At 64.9% G+C, this 17,644-nt stretch carries 18 protein-coding genes; 6 read left to right on the top strand and 12 right to left on the bottom strand.

Features of this window, described 5'->3' with window-relative positions; genetic code table 11:
- The first annotated feature begins 49 nt into the window (after positions 1-49).
- Positions 50-205: a hypothetical protein gene (locus VVT58_RS18550; RefSeq protein ID WP_169575627.1), complete on the top strand. Its 156-nt coding sequence runs from the start codon at positions 50-52 to the stop codon at positions 203-205.
- Positions 206-259: 54 nt separating this feature from the next.
- On the opposite strand, the gene VVT58_RS18545 is transcribed toward VVT58_RS18550, so the two are convergent.
- From VVT58_RS18545 to adh, 4 genes are all read right to left on the bottom strand, one after another.
- Positions 260-2,455, bottom strand: coding sequence for a NahK/ErcS family hybrid sensor histidine kinase/response regulator (locus VVT58_RS18545; RefSeq protein ID WP_327754527.1), 2,196 nt, complete (start codon positions 2,453-2,455; stop codon positions 260-262).
- The gene (locus tag VVT58_RS18540) at positions 2,452-3,609 is read right to left on the bottom strand and encodes an FIST N-terminal domain-containing protein (protein WP_327754528.1); all 1,158 of its coding nucleotides are present in this window, start codon (positions 3,607-3,609) and stop codon (positions 2,452-2,454) included. The genes VVT58_RS18545 and VVT58_RS18540 overlap by 4 nt, the downstream gene beginning before the upstream one ends.
- A gap of 41 nt (positions 3,610-3,650) precedes the next feature.
- Complete coding sequence (locus VVT58_RS18535; protein ID WP_327754529.1) at positions 3,651-4,040, bottom strand: DUF779 domain-containing protein; 390 nt, start codon at positions 4,038-4,040, stop codon at positions 3,651-3,653.
- Between the two features lie 271 nt (positions 4,041-4,311).
- Complete coding sequence (adh, locus tag VVT58_RS18530) at positions 4,312-5,832, bottom strand: aldehyde dehydrogenase (protein WP_066564003.1); 1,521 nt, start codon at positions 5,830-5,832, stop codon at positions 4,312-4,314.
- 173 nt (positions 5,833-6,005) lie between these two features.
- On the opposite strand from adh, the gene VVT58_RS18525 reads away from it, so the two are divergent.
- Both VVT58_RS18525 and VVT58_RS18520 read left to right on the top strand, forming a co-directional pair.
- On the top strand, positions 6,006-6,842 hold the full coding sequence (locus VVT58_RS18525; RefSeq protein WP_327754530.1) for a TIGR00266 family protein: 837 nt from the start codon (positions 6,006-6,008) through the stop codon (positions 6,840-6,842).
- 179 nt (positions 6,843-7,021) lie between these two features.
- Positions 7,022-7,702 (top strand): SDR family NAD(P)-dependent oxidoreductase, encoded by a 681-nt coding sequence (locus VVT58_RS18520; RefSeq protein ID WP_327754531.1) that lies wholly within the window; start codon positions 7,022-7,024, stop codon positions 7,700-7,702.
- 156 nt (positions 7,703-7,858) lie between these two features.
- Here the strand turns inward: VVT58_RS18520 and VVT58_RS18515 are convergent.
- From VVT58_RS18515 to VVT58_RS18480, 8 genes are all read right to left on the bottom strand, one after another.
- Positions 7,859-8,619 (bottom strand): IS5 family transposase gene (locus VVT58_RS18515; RefSeq protein ID WP_351999964.1). Its coding sequence is split into 2 segments (ribosomal slippage): positions 7,859-8,292 and positions 8,292-8,619, totalling 762 coding nucleotides; the frame shifts between segments, so codons are not numbered across the junction.
- Between the two features lie 116 nt (positions 8,620-8,735).
- On the bottom strand, positions 8,736-10,052 hold the full coding sequence (locus VVT58_RS18510; RefSeq protein WP_082749175.1) for an NRAMP family divalent metal transporter: 1,317 nt from the start codon (positions 10,050-10,052) through the stop codon (positions 8,736-8,738).
- A gap of 235 nt (positions 10,053-10,287) precedes the next feature.
- Positions 10,288-10,830 (bottom strand): phosphatase PAP2 family protein, encoded by a 543-nt coding sequence (locus VVT58_RS18505; RefSeq protein WP_087575730.1) that lies wholly within the window; start codon positions 10,828-10,830, stop codon positions 10,288-10,290.
- A 135-nt stretch (positions 10,831-10,965) separates the two neighbouring features.
- Positions 10,966-11,928: a methyltransferase domain-containing protein gene (locus VVT58_RS18500; protein WP_327752406.1), complete on the bottom strand. Its 963-nt coding sequence runs from the start codon at positions 11,926-11,928 to the stop codon at positions 10,966-10,968.
- Between the two features lie 2 nt (positions 11,929-11,930).
- Positions 11,931-12,143, bottom strand: a complete 213-nt coding sequence (locus VVT58_RS18495; protein WP_066563640.1) for a DUF5989 family protein — start codon at positions 12,141-12,143, stop codon at positions 11,931-11,933.
- Positions 12,140-13,909, bottom strand: coding sequence for a carbamoyltransferase N-terminal domain-containing protein (locus VVT58_RS18490; RefSeq protein WP_327752415.1), 1,770 nt, complete (start codon positions 13,907-13,909; stop codon positions 12,140-12,142). Before VVT58_RS18490 ends, VVT58_RS18495 begins: the two co-directional genes overlap by 4 nt.
- Complete coding sequence (locus VVT58_RS18485; RefSeq protein WP_327752403.1) at positions 13,909-14,637, bottom strand: ferritin-like domain-containing protein; 729 nt, start codon at positions 14,635-14,637, stop codon at positions 13,909-13,911. The genes VVT58_RS18490 and VVT58_RS18485 overlap by 1 nt, the downstream gene beginning before the upstream one ends.
- Positions 14,634-15,056 carry a cupredoxin domain-containing protein gene (locus VVT58_RS18480; protein WP_327752402.1) on the bottom strand — a complete coding sequence of 141 codons (423 nt, stop codon included), beginning with the start codon at positions 15,054-15,056 and terminating at the stop codon, positions 14,634-14,636. The genes VVT58_RS18485 and VVT58_RS18480 overlap by 4 nt, the downstream gene beginning before the upstream one ends.
- 125 nt (positions 15,057-15,181) lie before the next feature.
- On the opposite strand from VVT58_RS18480, the gene VVT58_RS18475 reads away from it, so the two are divergent.
- The 3 genes from VVT58_RS18475 to VVT58_RS18465 are packed head-to-tail and all read left to right on the top strand — an operon-like array spanning position 15,182 to position 17,628.
- Entirely contained in the window at positions 15,182-15,778 is a 597-nt protein-coding gene (locus VVT58_RS18475; RefSeq protein WP_327752400.1) for a sigma-70 family RNA polymerase sigma factor, read from the top strand.
- Between the two features lie 6 nt (positions 15,779-15,784).
- Positions 15,785-16,402 carry a zf-HC2 domain-containing protein gene (locus VVT58_RS18470; RefSeq protein WP_327752398.1) on the top strand — a complete coding sequence of 206 codons (618 nt, stop codon included), beginning with the start codon at positions 15,785-15,787 and terminating at the stop codon, positions 16,400-16,402.
- A complete protein-coding gene (locus VVT58_RS18465; RefSeq protein ID WP_327752396.1) occupies positions 16,399-17,628 on the top strand; it encodes a S8 family serine peptidase in 1,230 nt (409 codons plus the stop codon). Before VVT58_RS18470 ends, VVT58_RS18465 begins: the two co-directional genes overlap by 4 nt.
- The last annotated feature ends 16 nt before the right edge of the window (positions 17,629-17,644 follow it).

Below are 17,644 nucleotides of genomic sequence, written 5' to 3'. Positions count from 1 at the left end.
CGTAACTTTCATGCGACACTGCCGCCCGCAGTGATGCGGGAGATTCGCTGTGCATGATCATCTGAAAGACGCTGCCGAAGCGGCCAATCTGACGGACGAACAGCTCGTCGCGATCCGCCGCAAGATCGGTGATCCGAAACATCCGACCGGGTTCGAACAGGCTGTTCTGGACGAAATGGAAAGGCGGCATCTGGCCCCTTCCTAATCCTTCCTGCGCTAAGCGTGGGGAGGATTCAACTGTTGCCAACCCCCGCACATCCTATTTCAACATCGTCCGCAGCAGCGCGCGCAATTGGGCAGGCTTGACCGGCTTGCCCAGCAGGGGAATGCCCCAACCGTCCAGCTTCGCCTTCAATTCCTCGCCCCGGTCGGCGGAGATCATCACCGACGGCACCACCCGCCCGAAATGGCCGTGCAGCCGCTCGATCACGGTATCGCCCGTCTCGCCGTCGTTCAGATGATAGTCGACCAGGATGATGTCGGGCGCCTCGTCCCCGGCAAAGGCGGCCACCGCCTCATCGAAACCCGCCGCCGTCGTCACCGTGCAGCCCCAGCCGCCCAGCAGCGTCGACATGCCGGTCTGGATCGCCCGCTCATTGTCGATCACCAGCACCTTGAGCCCGCGCATCGACCGATCGCTGCGCGGCAGGCTGCCGCCCTCCCCCTCTTCCACCACCGCCTCGCCCGGCGGCACGCGGATGGAAAAGGTCGCGCCCTGCCCCGGCACTGATTCCAGTGTCACTTCATGGCGCAGCATGTCGCTCGCCCGGCGGACGATGGCGAGGCCCAGCCCCTTGCCCGCCGTCCGGCTATCGAGCCGACGGAACTCCTCGAAAATCAGTTGCTGCTTGTCGAAGGGGATGCCGGGGCCGCTGTCGGTGACGCTCAGACGAATGCCCTCAGGCCCAGGCGCGCAGATGACGCGCACCGATCCGCGCTGGGTATAACGCAGCGCGTTGGACAGGAAATTCTGGAGGATGCGGCGCAGCAGGCGGATGTCGGATCGGACCCAGACCTGCTCCGTCTCCACCGTCAGCGTCAGGCCCGATGAGCGGGCCATCGGCGCGAATTCCGTCCGCAGCGTGCCGAGCAGCCGGTCGATGCGGAAATCGCTGATCTCCGGCTGGATCGCGCCCGCATCGAGGCGGCTGATCTCCAGCAGCGCCTCCAGCAGATCCTCCACCGAATCCAGCGCGGTGGAGGTCTGGTTGACCAGCGCCCGCGTAGGCAGCGCCAGCCGCCGGTCGCCCAGCGCCGCGACGAACAGCCGCGCCGCGTTCAAGGGCTGCAACAGGTCATGACTGGCGGCGGCCAGGAAGCTGGTCTTGGACAGATTGGCCTTTTCCGCCGCCGTTTTCGCGTCCATCAACTGCGCCTCGATCTGGCGCCGCTCGGCCACCTCCGCCTCCAGTTCGGACGTGCGCTCCGCCACGCGCCGCTCCAGCGTCTCCGCCGTCTCGCGCAGCGCCGCCTGGGCGCGCAGCATGTCGGTGACGTCGGTAAAGCCGATCACCTGACCGCCGCGTTCCATGGCGTTGCTGCGTATCTCGAAGCGCCGTTCGCCCGCCTGGACCAGTTCGCTGCGATAGCGCGCCCCGCCCCGGTCGAGGCAGCCTTTGTCGTCCATGCCCAGCGTGCCCCGGCACCAATCCAGCAGCGCCTCATGGGTGCCCCGTCCCTGCGCCCAATCCTCCGGCAATCCCAGCAGACGTTGCAGCGCCTCGTTCCACGCCGCCAGCCGCCCCTCCGCATCGAACAGGCACACGCCTTCGGAGAGGTTATCGAGCGTCGCCTGCAACACGATGTTGCGCTCGGCCAGTTCCCGCGCCCGGTCGCGGGCATCCTCCGCCTTCACCTCGGTTATGTCGGTATAGATGCCGACGATGCCGCCCTCGCTGGTGCGCAATTCGTTGATCTGCACCCAGCGCCCGTCGGACAGCGCCTGCACATGCCCGCCCTCCGCCACGCTATGGCGCGCCAGCCGGTCCGACACCCAGCGGTCCTGCCCGACCGGGCGATGATGGGCAGCGGCAAGCTTGGCGATCTCGTCGAAGCTCATGCCCTCGCGGATATGATCCGCAATTTCGGACCAGAAGCCCAGATAGGCCTCGTTATAGAGGACCAGCCGGTCCTCCGCGTCGAACAGGACGAAGCCCTCATTGATGGAATCGATCGCATCGCGCAGCCGCATCCGCGCCGCGTCCGCCAGCGCATGAGCGGAAGCGAGGTCGGCATTGGCCTCCGCGAGCTTCGCCAGCGCGTCTTCGAGCTGCACCGTCCGCTCGCGCACCATGGCTTCAAGAGAAATCGCCGTCTCGAACATCGAAAAGGCGTTGCCTGCCATGTCGCTCGATCGTTCGACGCGATCGATCAGCGCCGCATTGATCTTGCGCAGCTTGCGGTTCTCATGCCTGAGCGCCTCGATTTCGGCGGAAGAGAGGTCCGCTTCACTCATCGCCCGATGGCTAATCCGCTGAAGGTCTGGTTGACGTGAAGGGCATGATATTGCTCGCCATAGGTGTTGAAGCCGATCACCCGGTGCCGACCATAAAGCGCCGACACGTCCCGGCTGATCTGCCGCTGTTCGGCATCGATGCGGTTGAGCACGCAATCGAAGGCGATGATCCGGTCGACCTGCCCGACCTCGGCGGCAATTTCCGCAAACAGGGCGTCCATACGCGCAATCCGGTCCACCGGCTCGCCCACGGTCATCACGATCCCCTCATCGATGGCGCAGTAGAAGGTGAGGCTGCCGTCGGGGTTCGCACTCTGGATCGACCGCACATGATAATCGCCTCCCGCCCGCACCATCAGCGGATGCGCGGCATAGAAGGCAACGCCCAGCGCCTCGCCCGCATGGCCCGCGAGCCTCAGATATTCCTGCGCGGCGGGTTCCGCATTGATCTCGGTCACGATCCGGTCCTGCGGAATGGCGCCGGTGACGACCATCTTCGCCTCGCTCGGCCGGTAATGCTGGGCCTTGAACACATGAATGAGGCGCGGCGTCGACAGGATCGCCACCACCGCCGCTCGCGGCTGAAAGCGGCCTCCGTCGAAAATCGCCGTTTCGCGGAACGCCATGCCGTCGCCCGACGATCCGCCGATCAGCGCGATGTCGCCCAGCGCATCCTGGATCGTCATGGTCAGCAATTCCTCCCGGTGCGACAGGCCATCGACCAGGAACAAGGCGACGTGATTGACCCTGTCGCCCAGATGGCGGCTTTCCCGCTCGGCGCGGGCGGCAAGGCTGCGCACCGCCTGGCGCGCGGCAGCGGGGTCGAAATTCTCGATATCGTCGAAGCAAAGCGAGCTCATGTGAAATGCGGAAGCAGGAAAGCCGATGACGCTCAAACTGTCCTCATCATAGCCATTTTCGGTGAGCTCGCCCGAACTGGTACAGCCGATCGCCACCACGCCATCGCCCCCCATATTCTCCTTCTGCCGGTTGACCGCGCAGGCCAACGCCTCTCGGTCGAAGCGATGCGAGCAGAAAAGCAGCATCCCGGCCAGCGGCTCGTCGCCCAATTGCCCGGCCACGTCCGCCATGGCCTTGGCCGGATCGCCCGCATGGCTCGACGCAAAGGCGATTTCCGATGCCAGCACCGTCATGTTCCTCTCCCGCAGATTCTCCTGTTCTTATCTATGCATAATCAGCCGCCGCGCAAAGGTTCGCCCGCTGCGGCGAGCGCTTCCACCTCCTCGTCGGTGAACACCCGCGAGCGGACGATGAAGCGCATCCCCTCCGGACTTTCCAGCGACATGCCCGCGCCGCGCCCCGGCACGACGTCGATGGTGATCTGGGTATGGCGCCAATATTCGAACTGCGCCGCGCCAATCCACACCGGGACATCGCCCGCGACATGGCCCAGCAGCACGTCCTGCCCTCCGACCTTGAACTCGCCACGGGGGAAGCACATCGGCGCCGACCCGTCGCAACAACCGCCGGACTGATGGAACATCAAGGGGCCGTGGCGCGCGGTCAGCCGGGCGATCAAGGCTTCGGCTTCTAACGTGGCGAGGATGCGGGGTGGAAGGTTCATAGGGTTCACTCCTACCCCTCTCCCTTGAGGGAGAGGGCTGCGCAGACTTGGCAGCTTGCTGCCTAGTCGAAGCTGGGTGAGGGGGATAGCGCAGGTGCCACCCCCTCATCCAACTCCGCCTAGCTTCGCTCCGCTCAGCAAGGCTCCATATCCTTCTCCCTCAAGGGAGAAGGAAAAAACAAAAAAGCGGGCGCCCGTTCCCAGGCGCCCGCCGAAAGCCGAAGGCGTGAAAGAGGAGAGGCCCGCCTTCGGCATGGTGCGACCCGCCGCCTCAGAAGAATCCCAGAGCCTTGGTGGAATAGCTCACCAGCAAATTCTTGGTCTGCTGATAATGATCGAGCATCATTTTGTGCGTCTCACGCCCGATGCCCGACTGCTTGTAACCGCCAAAGGCCGCATGGGCCGGATAGGCATGGTAGCAATTGGTCCACACGCGCCCGGCCTGGATATTGCGGCCCATGCGATAGGCGGTGTTGCCGTTGCGGCTCCACACGCCCGCGCCCAGACCGTAAAGCGTGTCGTTGGCGATGTGGAGCGCGTCCGCCTCATCCTTGAAGGTCGTGACCGACAGCACCGGCCCGAAAATTTCCTCCTGGAAGATGCGCATCTTGTTATGCCCTTCCAGCACGGTCGGCGTCACATAATAGCCCTGCTCCAGTTCGCCACCCAGATGCGCCCGTGTGCCGCCGGTCAGCACCTTGGCGCCTTCATCCCTGCCGATGTCGATATAGGAAAGGATCTTCTCCAACTGATCGTTCGAAGCCTGCGCCCCGATCATCGTCGCAGGGTCGAGCGGGCTGCCCTGCACGATCTTCTGCACGCGGGCGACGGCGCGTTCGATGAACTTCTCGTAGATGCTCTCCTGCACCAGCGCGCGGCTCGGACAGGTGCAAACCTCGCCCTGGTTGAGCGCGAACATCGCAAACCCCTCAAGGCATTTGTCGAAATAATCGTCGTCCGCGTCCATCACGTCGGCAAAGAAGATGTTGGGCGATTTGCCGCCCAGCTCCAGCGTCACCGGAATGAGGTTCTCCGACGCATATTGCATGATCAGCCGCCCGGTGGTGGTCTCGCCGGTAAAGGCGATCTTGCTGATCCGCTTGTTGGTGGCAAGCGGCTTGCCCGCCTCGACGCCAAAGCCGTTGACGACGTTCAGCACGCCTTCGGGGATCAGGTCGCCCACCAGATCCATCAGCACCATGATCGACATGGGCGTCTGCTCGGCGGGCTTGAGCACCACGCAATTGCCTGCCGCGAGCGCGGGGGCGAGCTTCCACGCCGCCATCAGGATCGGGAAGTTCCACGGAATGATCTGCCCGACCACGCCCAACGGCTCATGGAAATGATAGGCGACCGTGTCATGGTCGATCTCGGCAATCGACCCCTCCTGCGAGCGAACGCAGGCCGCGAAATAGCGGAAATGGTCGATGGCGAGCGGAATGTCGGCGGCAGTCGTCTCGCGGATCGGCTTGCCGTTGTCGATCGTCTCGGCCATGGCGAGCAGGTCGAGATTCTCCTCCATCCGCTGCGCGATGCGGTTGAGCACATTGGCCCGCTCGGTGGCGGAACGCTGCCCCCAGCTTTCCTTGGCGAGATGCGCGGCGTCGAGCGCCAGCTCGATATCCTCGGCGGTCGACCGCGCGATCTTGCACACGCTCTGTCCCGTCACTGGCGAGATATTGTCGAAATAGTCGCCACGGGTCGGCGCCACCCACTGGCCACCGATGAAATTGTCGTATTTATCGCGGATCAGCGTCTTGCCCGCGAACCGCGCCATTGCCTGCTGTAACATCATCCTCTCCCGGACTCGTCTGAAACTTGAAGGACAGGATGAACCTTTCGGGAGAATGGGCAATTAGACCTTGGGTCGGGTCAGAACACGCCGCCGCCGGACAAGCCTCCAAAGGGTGGCGCAAGCTGCCCGGAAGCGGCTATGACGAGCCCCGAAGCATCAGGAGCGCGAACATGCCGAACCCCAGTCCCTGGCAACATCATCGTCAACCCGGCCTGGCCGACGACATCGATTTCGAGATCAAGGGCCAGGAATTGCAATTTCTGGAGATCGAACTCGATCCGGGCGAAAGCGCCGTGGCGGAGGCCGGCGCCCTGGTCTGGAAGGATGCGGCGATCGGCATGACCACCGTCTTCGGTGACGGCAGCGGCGGCAGCGACGGCAGTTTCATGGGCAAGCTGCTGGGCGCGGGAAAGCGGCTCGTCACCGGAGAGAGCCTGTTCACCACGGTCTTCACGCATAACGGCCATGGCAAGGCGCGGGTCGCCTTCGCCTCCCCCACGCCGGGCGCGATCCTCCCCATCCGGCTCGACCAATATGGCGGCCGGCTGATCTGTCAGAAGGACAGTTTCCTGGCCGCGGCGAAGGGCGTGTCGATCGGCGTCCATTTCCAGCAGCGGATCATGACCGGCCTGTTCGGCGGCGAAGGCTTCATCATGCAGAAGCTGGAAGGCGACGGCTGGGTGTTCGTCCAGATGGGCGGCACGATCGTGGAGCGCGAACTGGCGCCCGGCGAGCAGCTTCACGTCGATACCGGCTGCGTCGCGGCCTATACCGACACGGTGGATTTCGATCTGGAGCGGGCGGGCGGCGTGCGCAGCATCCTGTTCGGCGGCGAAGGCCTGTTCTTCGCGCGGCTGACCGGGCCGGGCAAGGTGTGGATACAGTCCCTGCCCTTCTCCCGCCTGGCCGGCCGCATGCTCGCGGCGGCGGGAAGCCGGGGAGGACAGAATCGCGGCGAAGGCTCCGTGCTCGGCGGCTTGGGGGATCTGATCGGCGGCAATAATTAACGGGGTTCGCGGCTGATGGCATGGTCTCGGTGAAGCTGGGCGGGACTTGCGGTCCCCTTGGTTGGTTCCGGTGTCTGCGCTAGGCTGAACGCATGCAATTCTGGAGTGTCTCGCGATCGGGGAACGATCGTCGCGACAACGCCCATTCCATGGGGACAGTCACGATAAAGGGGAAAGTCATGACAAGATCGGTTATCGTCACCGGAGGATTTGGCGCGCTGGGCCGCGTTGCCGCTGACGCCTTCATCGAACAGGGTTATGCGGTCGCCTGCATCGACTATGCTCCGGCGGCCAAGTCTGCCTTGCCGGGCGCGCTGGACATTGGCGGGATTGACCTGACGGACGGCGAGAAGACGAAAAACGCTCTGGCGCAGATTGTCGCCGCCCATGGTGGCATTGATGTCCTGGTCAATGTCGCAGGGGGTTTCGTCTGGGATAAGCTGGCGGGTGGCGATCTGGGCAACTGGTCCCGGATGCAGGCGATGAACCTGACGACGGCCGCGACGATCACGCAATTGGCCTTGCCGCACCTGACCGCGGCCCGAGAGGGGCGGATCGTCAATATCGGGGCCGGCGCCGCGATCAAGGCGGGTGCCGGAATGGGCGCCTATGCGGCGGCAAAATCGGGGGTGCATCGCTTGACGGAGGCGTTGGCGGAGGAGCTTATTGGCACCAGCGTGACGGTGAATGCGATCCTGCCCAGCATTATCGACACGCCGACCAACCGCGCCGACATGCCGGATGCGGACTTCGCGCAGTGGGTTCAACCTTCGACGATCGCCGACGTGATCCTATTCCTGGCCTCCAAGGCCTCTCGCGGCATATCAGGTGCGCTCATCCCGGTCACAAGAAACGGGTGAATCGCCCGCGGTTGGCACCGGCTCCACTCCAGGCGGTGATGGAAAGCGTTGCGAAAGACATCTGCTGACTCGGAAAACGCGGCAAAACAAAGGTCTAGAGCAGCCGATCCGATGCAATCGGGTCGGATTTTGCTCTAGGTTGTAGTGACGATTTAATCATTTGAGCCATAGCATGATGCTGGCGAGTTTGACGAAGCCGAGAAAGTTTGCGGCGAGCTTGTCATAGCGGGTGGCGATGCGTCGCCATTGTTTGAGCTTGGCGAAGAAGCCCTCAATGCCCCAGCGGTGTTTGTAGGCGATGCGGTCGTAGGGATGCTGATATTTGCGATGGCGGCGAGGCGGGATGACCGGTTCGCCGCCTTGCTCGTAGATGAGGTCGTGCAGGCTGTCGGCATCGTAGGCGCGGTCAGCCAGAACCTTGCCGGCCGGGATGCCGCGGATCAGATCATGGGCGGGTGCCATGTCGTTCTGCTGACCGGGGCCGAGGATGAAGCGGATCGGCAAGCCAAGTGCATCGACTACGGCGTGTACTTTGGTGCCGAACCCTCCTCGCGAGCGGCCGAGAGCCTGGGCTTGAGCGCCCCCCTTTTAACCCGTGCCCCAGCCGCCTGGGCCTGAGCGCGGATCACAGTCGCATCGATCGCCAGCCACTCAATGTCGGGATCATCCGACACGGCCTCGAAGATCCGGTCGATCACGCCCTGCTGGACCCAGCGATAATAACGCCGCTTGGCCGTCTGATAGGGGCCGAACTTCTCCGGCAGATCACGCCAGCGTCCGCCTGACCGGGCCAGCCAAAGCAACGCATCGAGAAACAAACGCCCGTTACTGCGCGGGCCGCGCTTGCCCTTGCGTCCCCCCGGAACGAACTCACGCAGCCGCTCCCATTGATCGTCCCGAAGCACTTCGCCTTCCACACCAGCCTCCAAAAGCCAGTGGTGAATCACAAATCGGCGACGACGTGAATCCCTAAAATGTCACTACGCCCTAGAGCGCGGTTTGGACAATTCGCCTGCGCCTTTGAGCAATCCAGTCAACTGAGGACGGTAAAGACAAGGAATATGCCGGTTGCGGCGAACATGACGATAGTGGCGCCCCAACCCATGACGGTCGGACCGAAGGGGAGGCACAATCGTCCCATGGCGCGACGATTACGGGCTATGAGCATCATGACCACCATGAGGGGCGCAGCCAGAATGCCGTTGACGACAGCGGCCCAATAAAGTGCGCGGACCGGATCGATGCCAATTCCGTTTAGAGATGCCCCCCCGAGCGTCGTGGCAGCGATAGTTCCGTAGAACAGACGCGCCGACAGCGGCTTGGCGTCGAGGCTGCCGCTTAACCCCGCCATCTCGGTGACAGCATAGGCTGCCGATCCTGCCAGCACAGGAACAGCAAGCAGGCCCGTCCCGATAATGCCCAGGGCAAACATGGCGAAAGCGAATTTTCCGGCGATGGGGCGCAGCGCTTCGGCGGCCTGTGATGAGGTCGCAATGTCGTAAATACCGTGAGCGTGGAGCGTGGCGGCCGTAGCGAAGACAATTGCGAGCGAGACCAAGGTGCTGAACGCCATCCCCGTCAATGTATCGAAGCGAATGCGCGCCAGCTCGCGGCCGGCCGTCTGCGGGGCGATGCAAAGCGGCTTGGCGTGATGGCGATGCTGCTCCTCAATCTCCTGCCCGGCCTGCCAAAAAAAGAGATAGGGGCTGATCGTCGTGCCCAAGATCGCCACGAGGGCCGTTGCGTAGGCGGCATTCCACTGAATTTCCGGCACGACGAGGGATCGGAGCGCATGCGCCCACGGAACCTGCGCAACCATGACTACGGCGAAATAGGTGAAGAGCGAGAGTGTCGTCCATTTCAATATGGATGCATAACGGGGGTAGCTCAGGCCCACCTCAGCCAGGATGCAGACGATTCCAAATGACAGGGTGTAAAAGGTGGAATTTCCCCCCGCCAAAAGAGACAGCGCTGCGCCCATGGCGCTCAGATCGGCGCCCAGATTGACAATATTGGCAATCAGCAGAAGGGCCACGACCGTCCAGAGCAAGGGACGCGGATAGTGACGGCGCAGATTGCGCGCGATCCCGGCACCGGTCACCCTTCCAATTTCGGCCGCCACCTGCTGGATTGCGACCATGAGGGGAAAGCTGAGGACGAAGGTCCATGCAAGACCATATCCGAACTGCGCTCCGACCTGGCTGTGCGTGCCAATCCCGCTTGGGTCATCGTCCGCCGCGCCGGTGATGAGCCCCGGCCCAAGACGGCGCAACATGGCTCTCAAGCCGGGCGTCCCGGATCTTTCTCCCCTTCCCGGAGCGGCTGCCGTATCTTCCATCACCTCGTCCATCTCCCCGATATTTCAGTGACCGAAGGATGAAACGATCCGTATTAGTACGTGACGAGAGAAACAAGATAATCGCCTGAGAGTCTGTTTGGAAATGCGCCTTTGGGGGCATAGCCGCACCAGCCCTCTCCCCCACCCGGCCACCCATAGAATACTGCCGTTGGGTGGCCGGGTGGGGGAGAGGGCTGGTGCGGCGCTAAAATGCGCTCTTCCGCGCATTTCCAAACAGACTCTGAGCTCAAAACCGCAGGTCAAGGGCAATTCCACCGCCCGCTGTCTCTGCCCAGGGGACGATCCGTACGCCGTTGTCTCTTCGCGAAGTCATGAGAAACCCTGAAGCCTCACCGATAACCATGCCTGCTGCGGCATCCCCCCAATGGTGCTTCCTGGCTTTCACCCGCGCAACGCCGACAAACGCCGCGACGAGTTGTGCTGGAAGCCCAATCTTCCAGCCATAGCGATTTTGCAGGGAAGCGGCAGCGGCGAAGGAGGTCGCGGCATGTGTCGACGGGAAGGATCGCCGGTCGGTTCCGTCCGGCCTCATCTCCGGAATGAGCTCTTTCAATCCTTTGGATAGCAGAAAGGCGGAGCCGACGCTTGCTCCTGCCTGTAAAGCTCCATCCCAGTCTTCCTGTACGCTGGGGACGCCCAAGGCGGTTGCGACGATTGCCGCTCTGGCGATGTTGCTCGCCCTGGACCAATCCCTCGCGCCTGCGATCGCTTGCGTGGAACAGAATAGGAGAATGGATCCAGACGCCAAGCATGCCGCCGCCCTTTTCATGTCCTCTCTCCCGACTGTGCGTTTTCGAGCGAAATCTCGCTGGCCAATTGATTTGGGGGAAATGGAATTCTGCCGCTTATTGTCGAAGGATGCAATCGAAGCGAAGTGGCGCGCGGTCGCGCCGATCCAGGCTGGCTACCCCGCGCGACCGACCGCCGCGAAAAGACCACCTTCCCAGCCGATCCGGCCGATCCAGCCGATCTGCGCCAACAGGTCTTCCAGCCACCATTGATCTTCCTCGGCGTCGGTCAACCGCATATCCTCCATCTGGCCGAGCAACGCGCTGGGGAAGGTCCGGACATAGGCGATGCCGTTGTCCGCGAACCAGCGGCGGAGCTGCGCCAATGTGTGGCTATGTTCTTCGGGATGATGATATTGATCGCGCAGCCAGGCCCGATACCGGCCTGGCTGCAGCCGACGGCTGGCGAGCACCGGATCGCCCGGAACCCAGCGCCCGCCGCTCAGCATTGCGACCCCCCGCCTCAACCTGTGCGGCAGCCGCGCATAGCGGTTGTAGAGACCGATGACGATCAGGCCGCCAGGGCGAACCAGCCGGGCCACATGCCCGAACGCGGCGCGGGGATCGGGCGTGTGATGCAGCACGCCCGAGCAATAGACGATATCGAAGGCACCCTCACGCAGCCCCGGATGATGCAGGTCGGTTTCGACGAATTCGACCTGGCCGATGCCGAGCCGGCGGGCCGCCGCCCGGCCAAGCGCCAGCGACGCGCGGCAGAGATCCGCGGCAATCACCATCCGCTCGCCGCGCGCGAGATAGAGGCTCATCTGGCCGGTGCCGCAACCCATCTCCACGATCCGCGCATCATAGGGGATCGCTGCATCGAGCAGCCGGGCGAACGGGCTGCGCTCCGCCCGGGCGCGCAGCCAGTCGATGCTGTCGCGGGGCGGATAGCCGGGGAATGGCGCCGCCTCATAGAAATTCCTGACCAACTCGGTTCGCGCAGCGCCGGGCAGGCGCAGCTCGGCTATGCCGTCGGCCTGCCGGTAGTCTGCCGCGCATTCGCGACAGCATAGCGCCTCATCCAGCCGCCCGCCGCACCGGGGACAGGCGAGCAGCGACAGGGCGCGCGCATCCATCCCTAGAAGATCGAGTAGATGAAGGGCGCCAGCGCCTCAACGCCGGCCGCCAGCGTCAATATCACCCCCACGGAGCAGAAGAAGATCACCGGCGGGATCATCCAGCGCCGCCCGCCGGGCGCCCGCCACAGACCCCGCACCAAATCCGCGATGGTCCCGGATGCACTGCCGACGATGATGAGCTGGCGCCGCAAGCGCCCCTTGCGCGGGATCATGCCACTGCCTCCAGTTCATGGTCCTGCCGCGCATGATCGCGGCGGACCATCAGATTATCCGCGATCAGCACGTCCATGCCGGCGCGGCGGAATGTCGAATAGCCTTCCGCGGCGCTGGTCACGATCGGATCGCCAGCCAGGTTGAAGGATGTGTTGAGCAGGACGGGAGAGCCGTGACGCTGCCCATAGGCCATGAGCAGCGCGTGCAGGCGAGGCGCCATGGCCGGCTCCACGATCTGCACGCGTGCGGTGCCGTCGACATGGGTGACGGCGCGCAGTCGATTCCGCCATTCAGGCCGGACCGGGAAAACGCCCGACATGAACCGGCCCAGACGTGCGCCGCCCGCGGGCAACTCGAAATAGGTCGCCGCATGTTCGGCGGGCACCACCGGCGCAAAGGGGCGGAAGGATTCGCGAAATTTGATGTCGCGGTTGATCCGGTCGCGCATCGCCGCATCGCCCGGATCGGCAAGGATGCTGCGGTGGCCGAGCGCGCGCGGCCCGAATTCCGCCGCGCCCTCCATCCATCCGACGATCGCGCCGTGCCCGATCGCATCGACCAGCCGGTCGATCAGTGCCGCATCCCCCACTCGTTCGAAGGGCAACCCGTCCTCAGCGGCCAGCCGCGCCAGATCGTCGGCCTCGACCGCGGGGCCCCAGAAGGGATGATCGGGGCAATCGCGATGCGGCTGGCCGAACAGGATGCGGTCGGCCCAGAGCGCCGCCCCCAAGGCGCAGCCCGCATCGCCCGGCGCGGAGGGCACGAACAGCCGCTCATAGCCCGCTTCGCGCAGGATGCGGGCATTGGCGACCCCGTTCAGCGCCACGCCGCCGCCCAGGCAGAGATCGGGCAGGCCGGTTTCCTTCTGAAGCGCGGCGGCGATCTCGACGATCACCTCCTCCAGCACAAGTTGCGCGCTCGCCGCGACATCGGCTTGATGCTGCCCCAGCGGCGTCGCAAGGTCGATCGGCTCGAACGGGTCGCGGGGCGGGCCGAACAGCTCGACAAAACGGCGGGAATAGGCGGCGTCGACCGCCTGATGATAATCGAAATAGCGAAGGTCCAGCGCAAAGGCTCCATCGGGCGTCCGTTGCAGGATGCGCCGCACCTCCCCGGCGAAGCGCGGCGTGCCATAAGCGGCAAGCCCCATGACCTTATATTCCCCCTCATTGACCTGAAATCCCAGCCAGGCGGTGAAGGCGGAATAGAAAAGGCCGAGCGAATGGGGAAAGCGCACTTCCCGCCGCAGGCTGATTTCCGTCGGCCCGCCCACCTGCTTGCGCGCCTCTCCCACCGTCAGCGTCGCCCATTCGCCCACGCCATCGGCGCTCAGGATCGCGGCCCGTTCGGTCGGGGCGGTCAGGAAGGCGGCGGCTGCGTGCGAGAGATGGTGGTCGGTAAAATGAACGCGCTTTACCGGGATTCCCAACTGCGCGCTGATGATGCCGCGCACCCATAATTTTTCCCCCACCATATTCTTCATCGCCCTGGGGAAGATGCGCCAGCTATGCGGAAAGCCGCGCAGCAACGTCGTCAGCACCCGGTCGAACTTGAGCGCGGGCCGTTCGTAGAAGATCACCGCGTCCAGATCGTCCGGCTCCACCGCTGCCTGGTCGAGGCACCATTGGATGGCGCGCAGGGGAAAGGCCGGGTCGTTCTTGGATCGCGACAGGCGCTCCTCCTGCACGGCGGCAACGGGCAGCCCGTCGATCGTCAGCGCGGCGGCCGCATCATGGTAGAAGGCTGAAATGCCGAGGATCTTCATCAATATTGCCCTCCGCCATCGTCGCGCGGCTGATCCGTGCACATGTGCCAGCCGGACGCCTCCCGCCGGGCCGCCCGCTTCGCCATCCAGGCGAAAGGCGCCAGCAGCAGGAAATAGAGCAGGGTCAGCATGACCCGCGAGATCATGTCGGCCAGGATCAGCGCCAGCCGTAAATAGGCCCGCCAGAGCCGGCGCAGGCGTGCGACCCACACCGCCCGGCGGCCGCGATCCGGCGCTAGGCGAGCGAGTTCGTCGTGCGAATAGCGCATATGCCCCTCCTCGTCGCGGGCGATCCGCGCGATCACCGCCTGCGTCTCCGGATCGTGGTCCAGCGCCGCGCCATAGGCGGCAAAGGCGTGCGCCGCGGCCCGTTCCGACAGATGGATAAAGGCCAGCAGCGCGACCATGCTTTCTCTCTCGACCTCCAGCCGGTCGAAGCCGCGCTCGCCGGGAATCAGCCCGTCGCCCCATGCGCGATCGGGACCGGGATCGGCCAGCGTCCGCCGCAGCGCGAGTCCCCGCTCGCGGAATAAAGCGGCGTGGCGCACCTCGTCCCTTCCATGGGCGAAGAGGCGGCGGCGCAGCAAAGGATCGCGCGTGATTTCCGCCGTGCGGAAAAGGTCGCGCGCGCCCTGCGCCTCGACCTCCGCAAATTGCAGCAGCTTGCGCGCCCGACGGCGCGGGTCGCCCCACACCATCCGGTCGATCGGCGCGCGCCAGCCCATCATTGCACCACGATCCGCCCGGTCATCCCCAACATGCTGTGCATGAAATGGGTGCAGCGTATCTTGTAGCGGCCCGGCGACGGCGCGATCAAATGGATGTCGACGCTTTCCCCGCCGCTAAGTTCGACCCGGCCTCCGCTGATCCTGGCCGCATCCTCGGGCCTGATCCGCGCCTGGGCGAAAAATTCCTTCCCGGCAAAATCATGCCCTCCCGACGCATTGTTGACGAAATGCAGCCGGTACGGCTGACCATGTTCCAGCACGATGTCCGCCGGCTCGAACCGGAAGCTCGACAGTTGGATGGTCACGAGCCGGGCGCCGCTCCAACTGTCGGCCACGGGCTGCGCCCCGGCGGTCGATGCCAGCATGAGAGCGGCCAGAACCGCAGACCCCAGAACCGCAGGCCATCGCGCATGAGACATGTCATGCCTCCTTCCTCAATAGCCCTGAGTGGCGCTGGCCGAAGCAGCCGGTTCATCGCCCCCTGCAAAATATTTTTGAACCGCCGCGCCAGCGGGCGCACACTCATGCAGCGAAGGAGTCGCTCTTGGAGACAGTCGGGAAGGCAGGCCGAACGGAAGCGAGCGCGCATGCGCGCGCCGAGGAGGATCTGTATCTGCTCGCGCGGGTCAAGCGGCGCGATCTCAAGGCGTTCGAGGCGCTCTATCGCCATTATCAGCCGCGCCTCGCGCGGTTCCTGACGAACATCCTGCGCCGCCCGCATCTGGTCGAGGAGGTGCTGGACGATACGTTGCTGGTGCTATGGGACCGGCCCGACAGTTTTTCCGGCAGGTCGAAACTGTCGACCTGGCTGTTCACCATCGGCTGGCGCAAGGCGATGAAGGCGCTGCGCAAACAGGACGATCCGGTGGAGGACAGGTTCATCGAAGAACGGATCAACCCCGATCGCTCGCCCGAACAATGCGCCGGCGACAACAGGATACGCGCCGCGCTGCTCCAGGCGCTGGCGGACCTTTCGCCGGAGCAGCGGGCAGTCGTCGACCTCAGCTATTTTCACGAGATCGGCTATCGCGATATCGCGGAGATCATGGATTGCCCGGTCGACACGGTGAAGACGCGGATGTTCCATGCCCGGCGGCACTTGCGGCGCGCCCTGCCGGGCGATTATGGCGACTGGATCTGACAGGTCATGGCCGACATTCTCTCCTTTCGCGGCGATCCGCACCGGGCGACGGAAATGCTGCTGCCCTGGTATGTCACGGCGCAGTTGGACGCCGATGACCAGGCGCTGGTGGAAGCGCATCTGCATGACTGCGGCGAATGCCGGACGGCCCTGGACCGGGAAAAGCGGTTAAAGGCGACCATAGCAGGGCTGCCGATCGGAACAGATCTGGGCTGGGAAAAGTTGCAACGCCACCTGGCGCCGACCCAAAGGGCCGAACGCGTGACCCCGCCCCGGCGAACCTTCGCATGGCCGGTGCTGGCGGCCTTCGCCGCGATGCCGGCCATGCTGCTCTGCGGGGCCGTTCTCCTTTTCCGCCCGGCGGCGCAGCAGGCCGATTATCGCACGCTGGGCGCACCGGCGGCGCGGGGCGACGGCAACATACTCGTCATCTTCCGGCCCGATACGCCTGAACGGGAATTGCGCTTCACGATCGAACGCGCCGGAGCGAGGCTGGTCGACGGTCCGACCGCCGCCGGCGCCTATGTGCTGGATGTCGCGCCGGCCCGGCGGGATGCGGCGCTGGCCGATCTGCGCACGCGGCGCAGCATCATGCTCGCCCAGCCGATCGAGCCCGCGCCATGATCCCGGCGCTGTTCCGCCTGCGCGCGACGATCGCATTGCTGATCGCGGCACTCGCCGCGCCCGCCGCCACGCACCCGGCCAAGGGGGAGCAGATATTGGTGATGCTCCATCTTCCGCCGGCTCATTTCCGGGCGGGCGGCGACTATGACGGCGACTATGGCGACGGCATTCGCCGCGCCCAGATGCTGCGCGCGGCGCAGCGCATCGCCCGCGATCATCATCTGACGCTGGTGACGGACTGGATGATGCCGGTCATCGGCCTCGACTGTTTCGTGATGCGCGTGCCGGACGGCGCTTCCGCGGAAGCGATGATGCAGGAGCTGGCGAAGGACAGCCATATCGCCTGGTCGCAGCCAATGCATGACTATCAGACCCTCGGCGGCGCTCAAGGTCATGATGACCCGCTCTACCCCGCCCAACCCGCACGAACCCTCTGGCATCTGGACGCGGTCCACCGGCTGGCGACGGGGCGCGGCGTCACGGTGGCGGTGATCGACAGCGGCATCGACGCGCGCCACCCCGATCTGGCGGGGCAGGTGCGGGCCAATGTCAATCTCGTCACGGGCAGGGCTTTCGCGGCCGAAGCGCATGGCACGGCGATCGCCGGCATCATCGCGGCGCGGGCCCACAACCGGATCGGCATGGTGGGGGTGGCGCCGGACGCGCAACTGCTGGGCTTGCGCGCCTGCTGGCAGGCGGGCAGTCCCGGGTCGATCGCATTGTGCGACAGCCTCAGCCTGGCCCGGGCGATCCATTATGCCATCGATCATAAGGCAGCGGTCATCAACATGAGCCTGGGCGGGCCGCCGGACCGATTGCTTTCCACGCTGCTGGACGCGGCCATGGCGCGCAACACGGCCGTCGTGGCCGCCTATGACCCGCATCGGCCGGACGGCGGTTTCCCCGCCTCCTGGCCGGGGGTCATCGCCGTCTCCGGCAGTCCGGTATCAGGCAGGCGCGCACCCGTCCAGATCGCGCCGGCGACGGGCATCCCCGCGACCGAGCCCGGCGGCAAGTGGAGCCTGGTGGACGGCACATCCTATGCGGCGGCGCATGTCAGCGGCCTCATCGCCTTGATCGATCAGGCGCGGGGGCATAGGCAGGGACGCTTCATGTTCGTGATGTCGGCAGGAGGGGTGATCGATGCGCTCGCCACGGTGCAAGGCAGGGCCGCAGGGTGCGACGGCGCCTGCGCGGTGGCCGTGGCATCGGCGGGCCGCGACTAAACAACTAGGCCGTAAA

The organism is Sphingobium sp. SJ10-10 (genome assembly GCF_036038995.2).
Lineage (GTDB): Bacteria > Pseudomonadota > Alphaproteobacteria > Sphingomonadales > Sphingomonadaceae > Sphingobium.
This window is presented reverse-complemented; position numbering and strand designations above follow the sequence as displayed.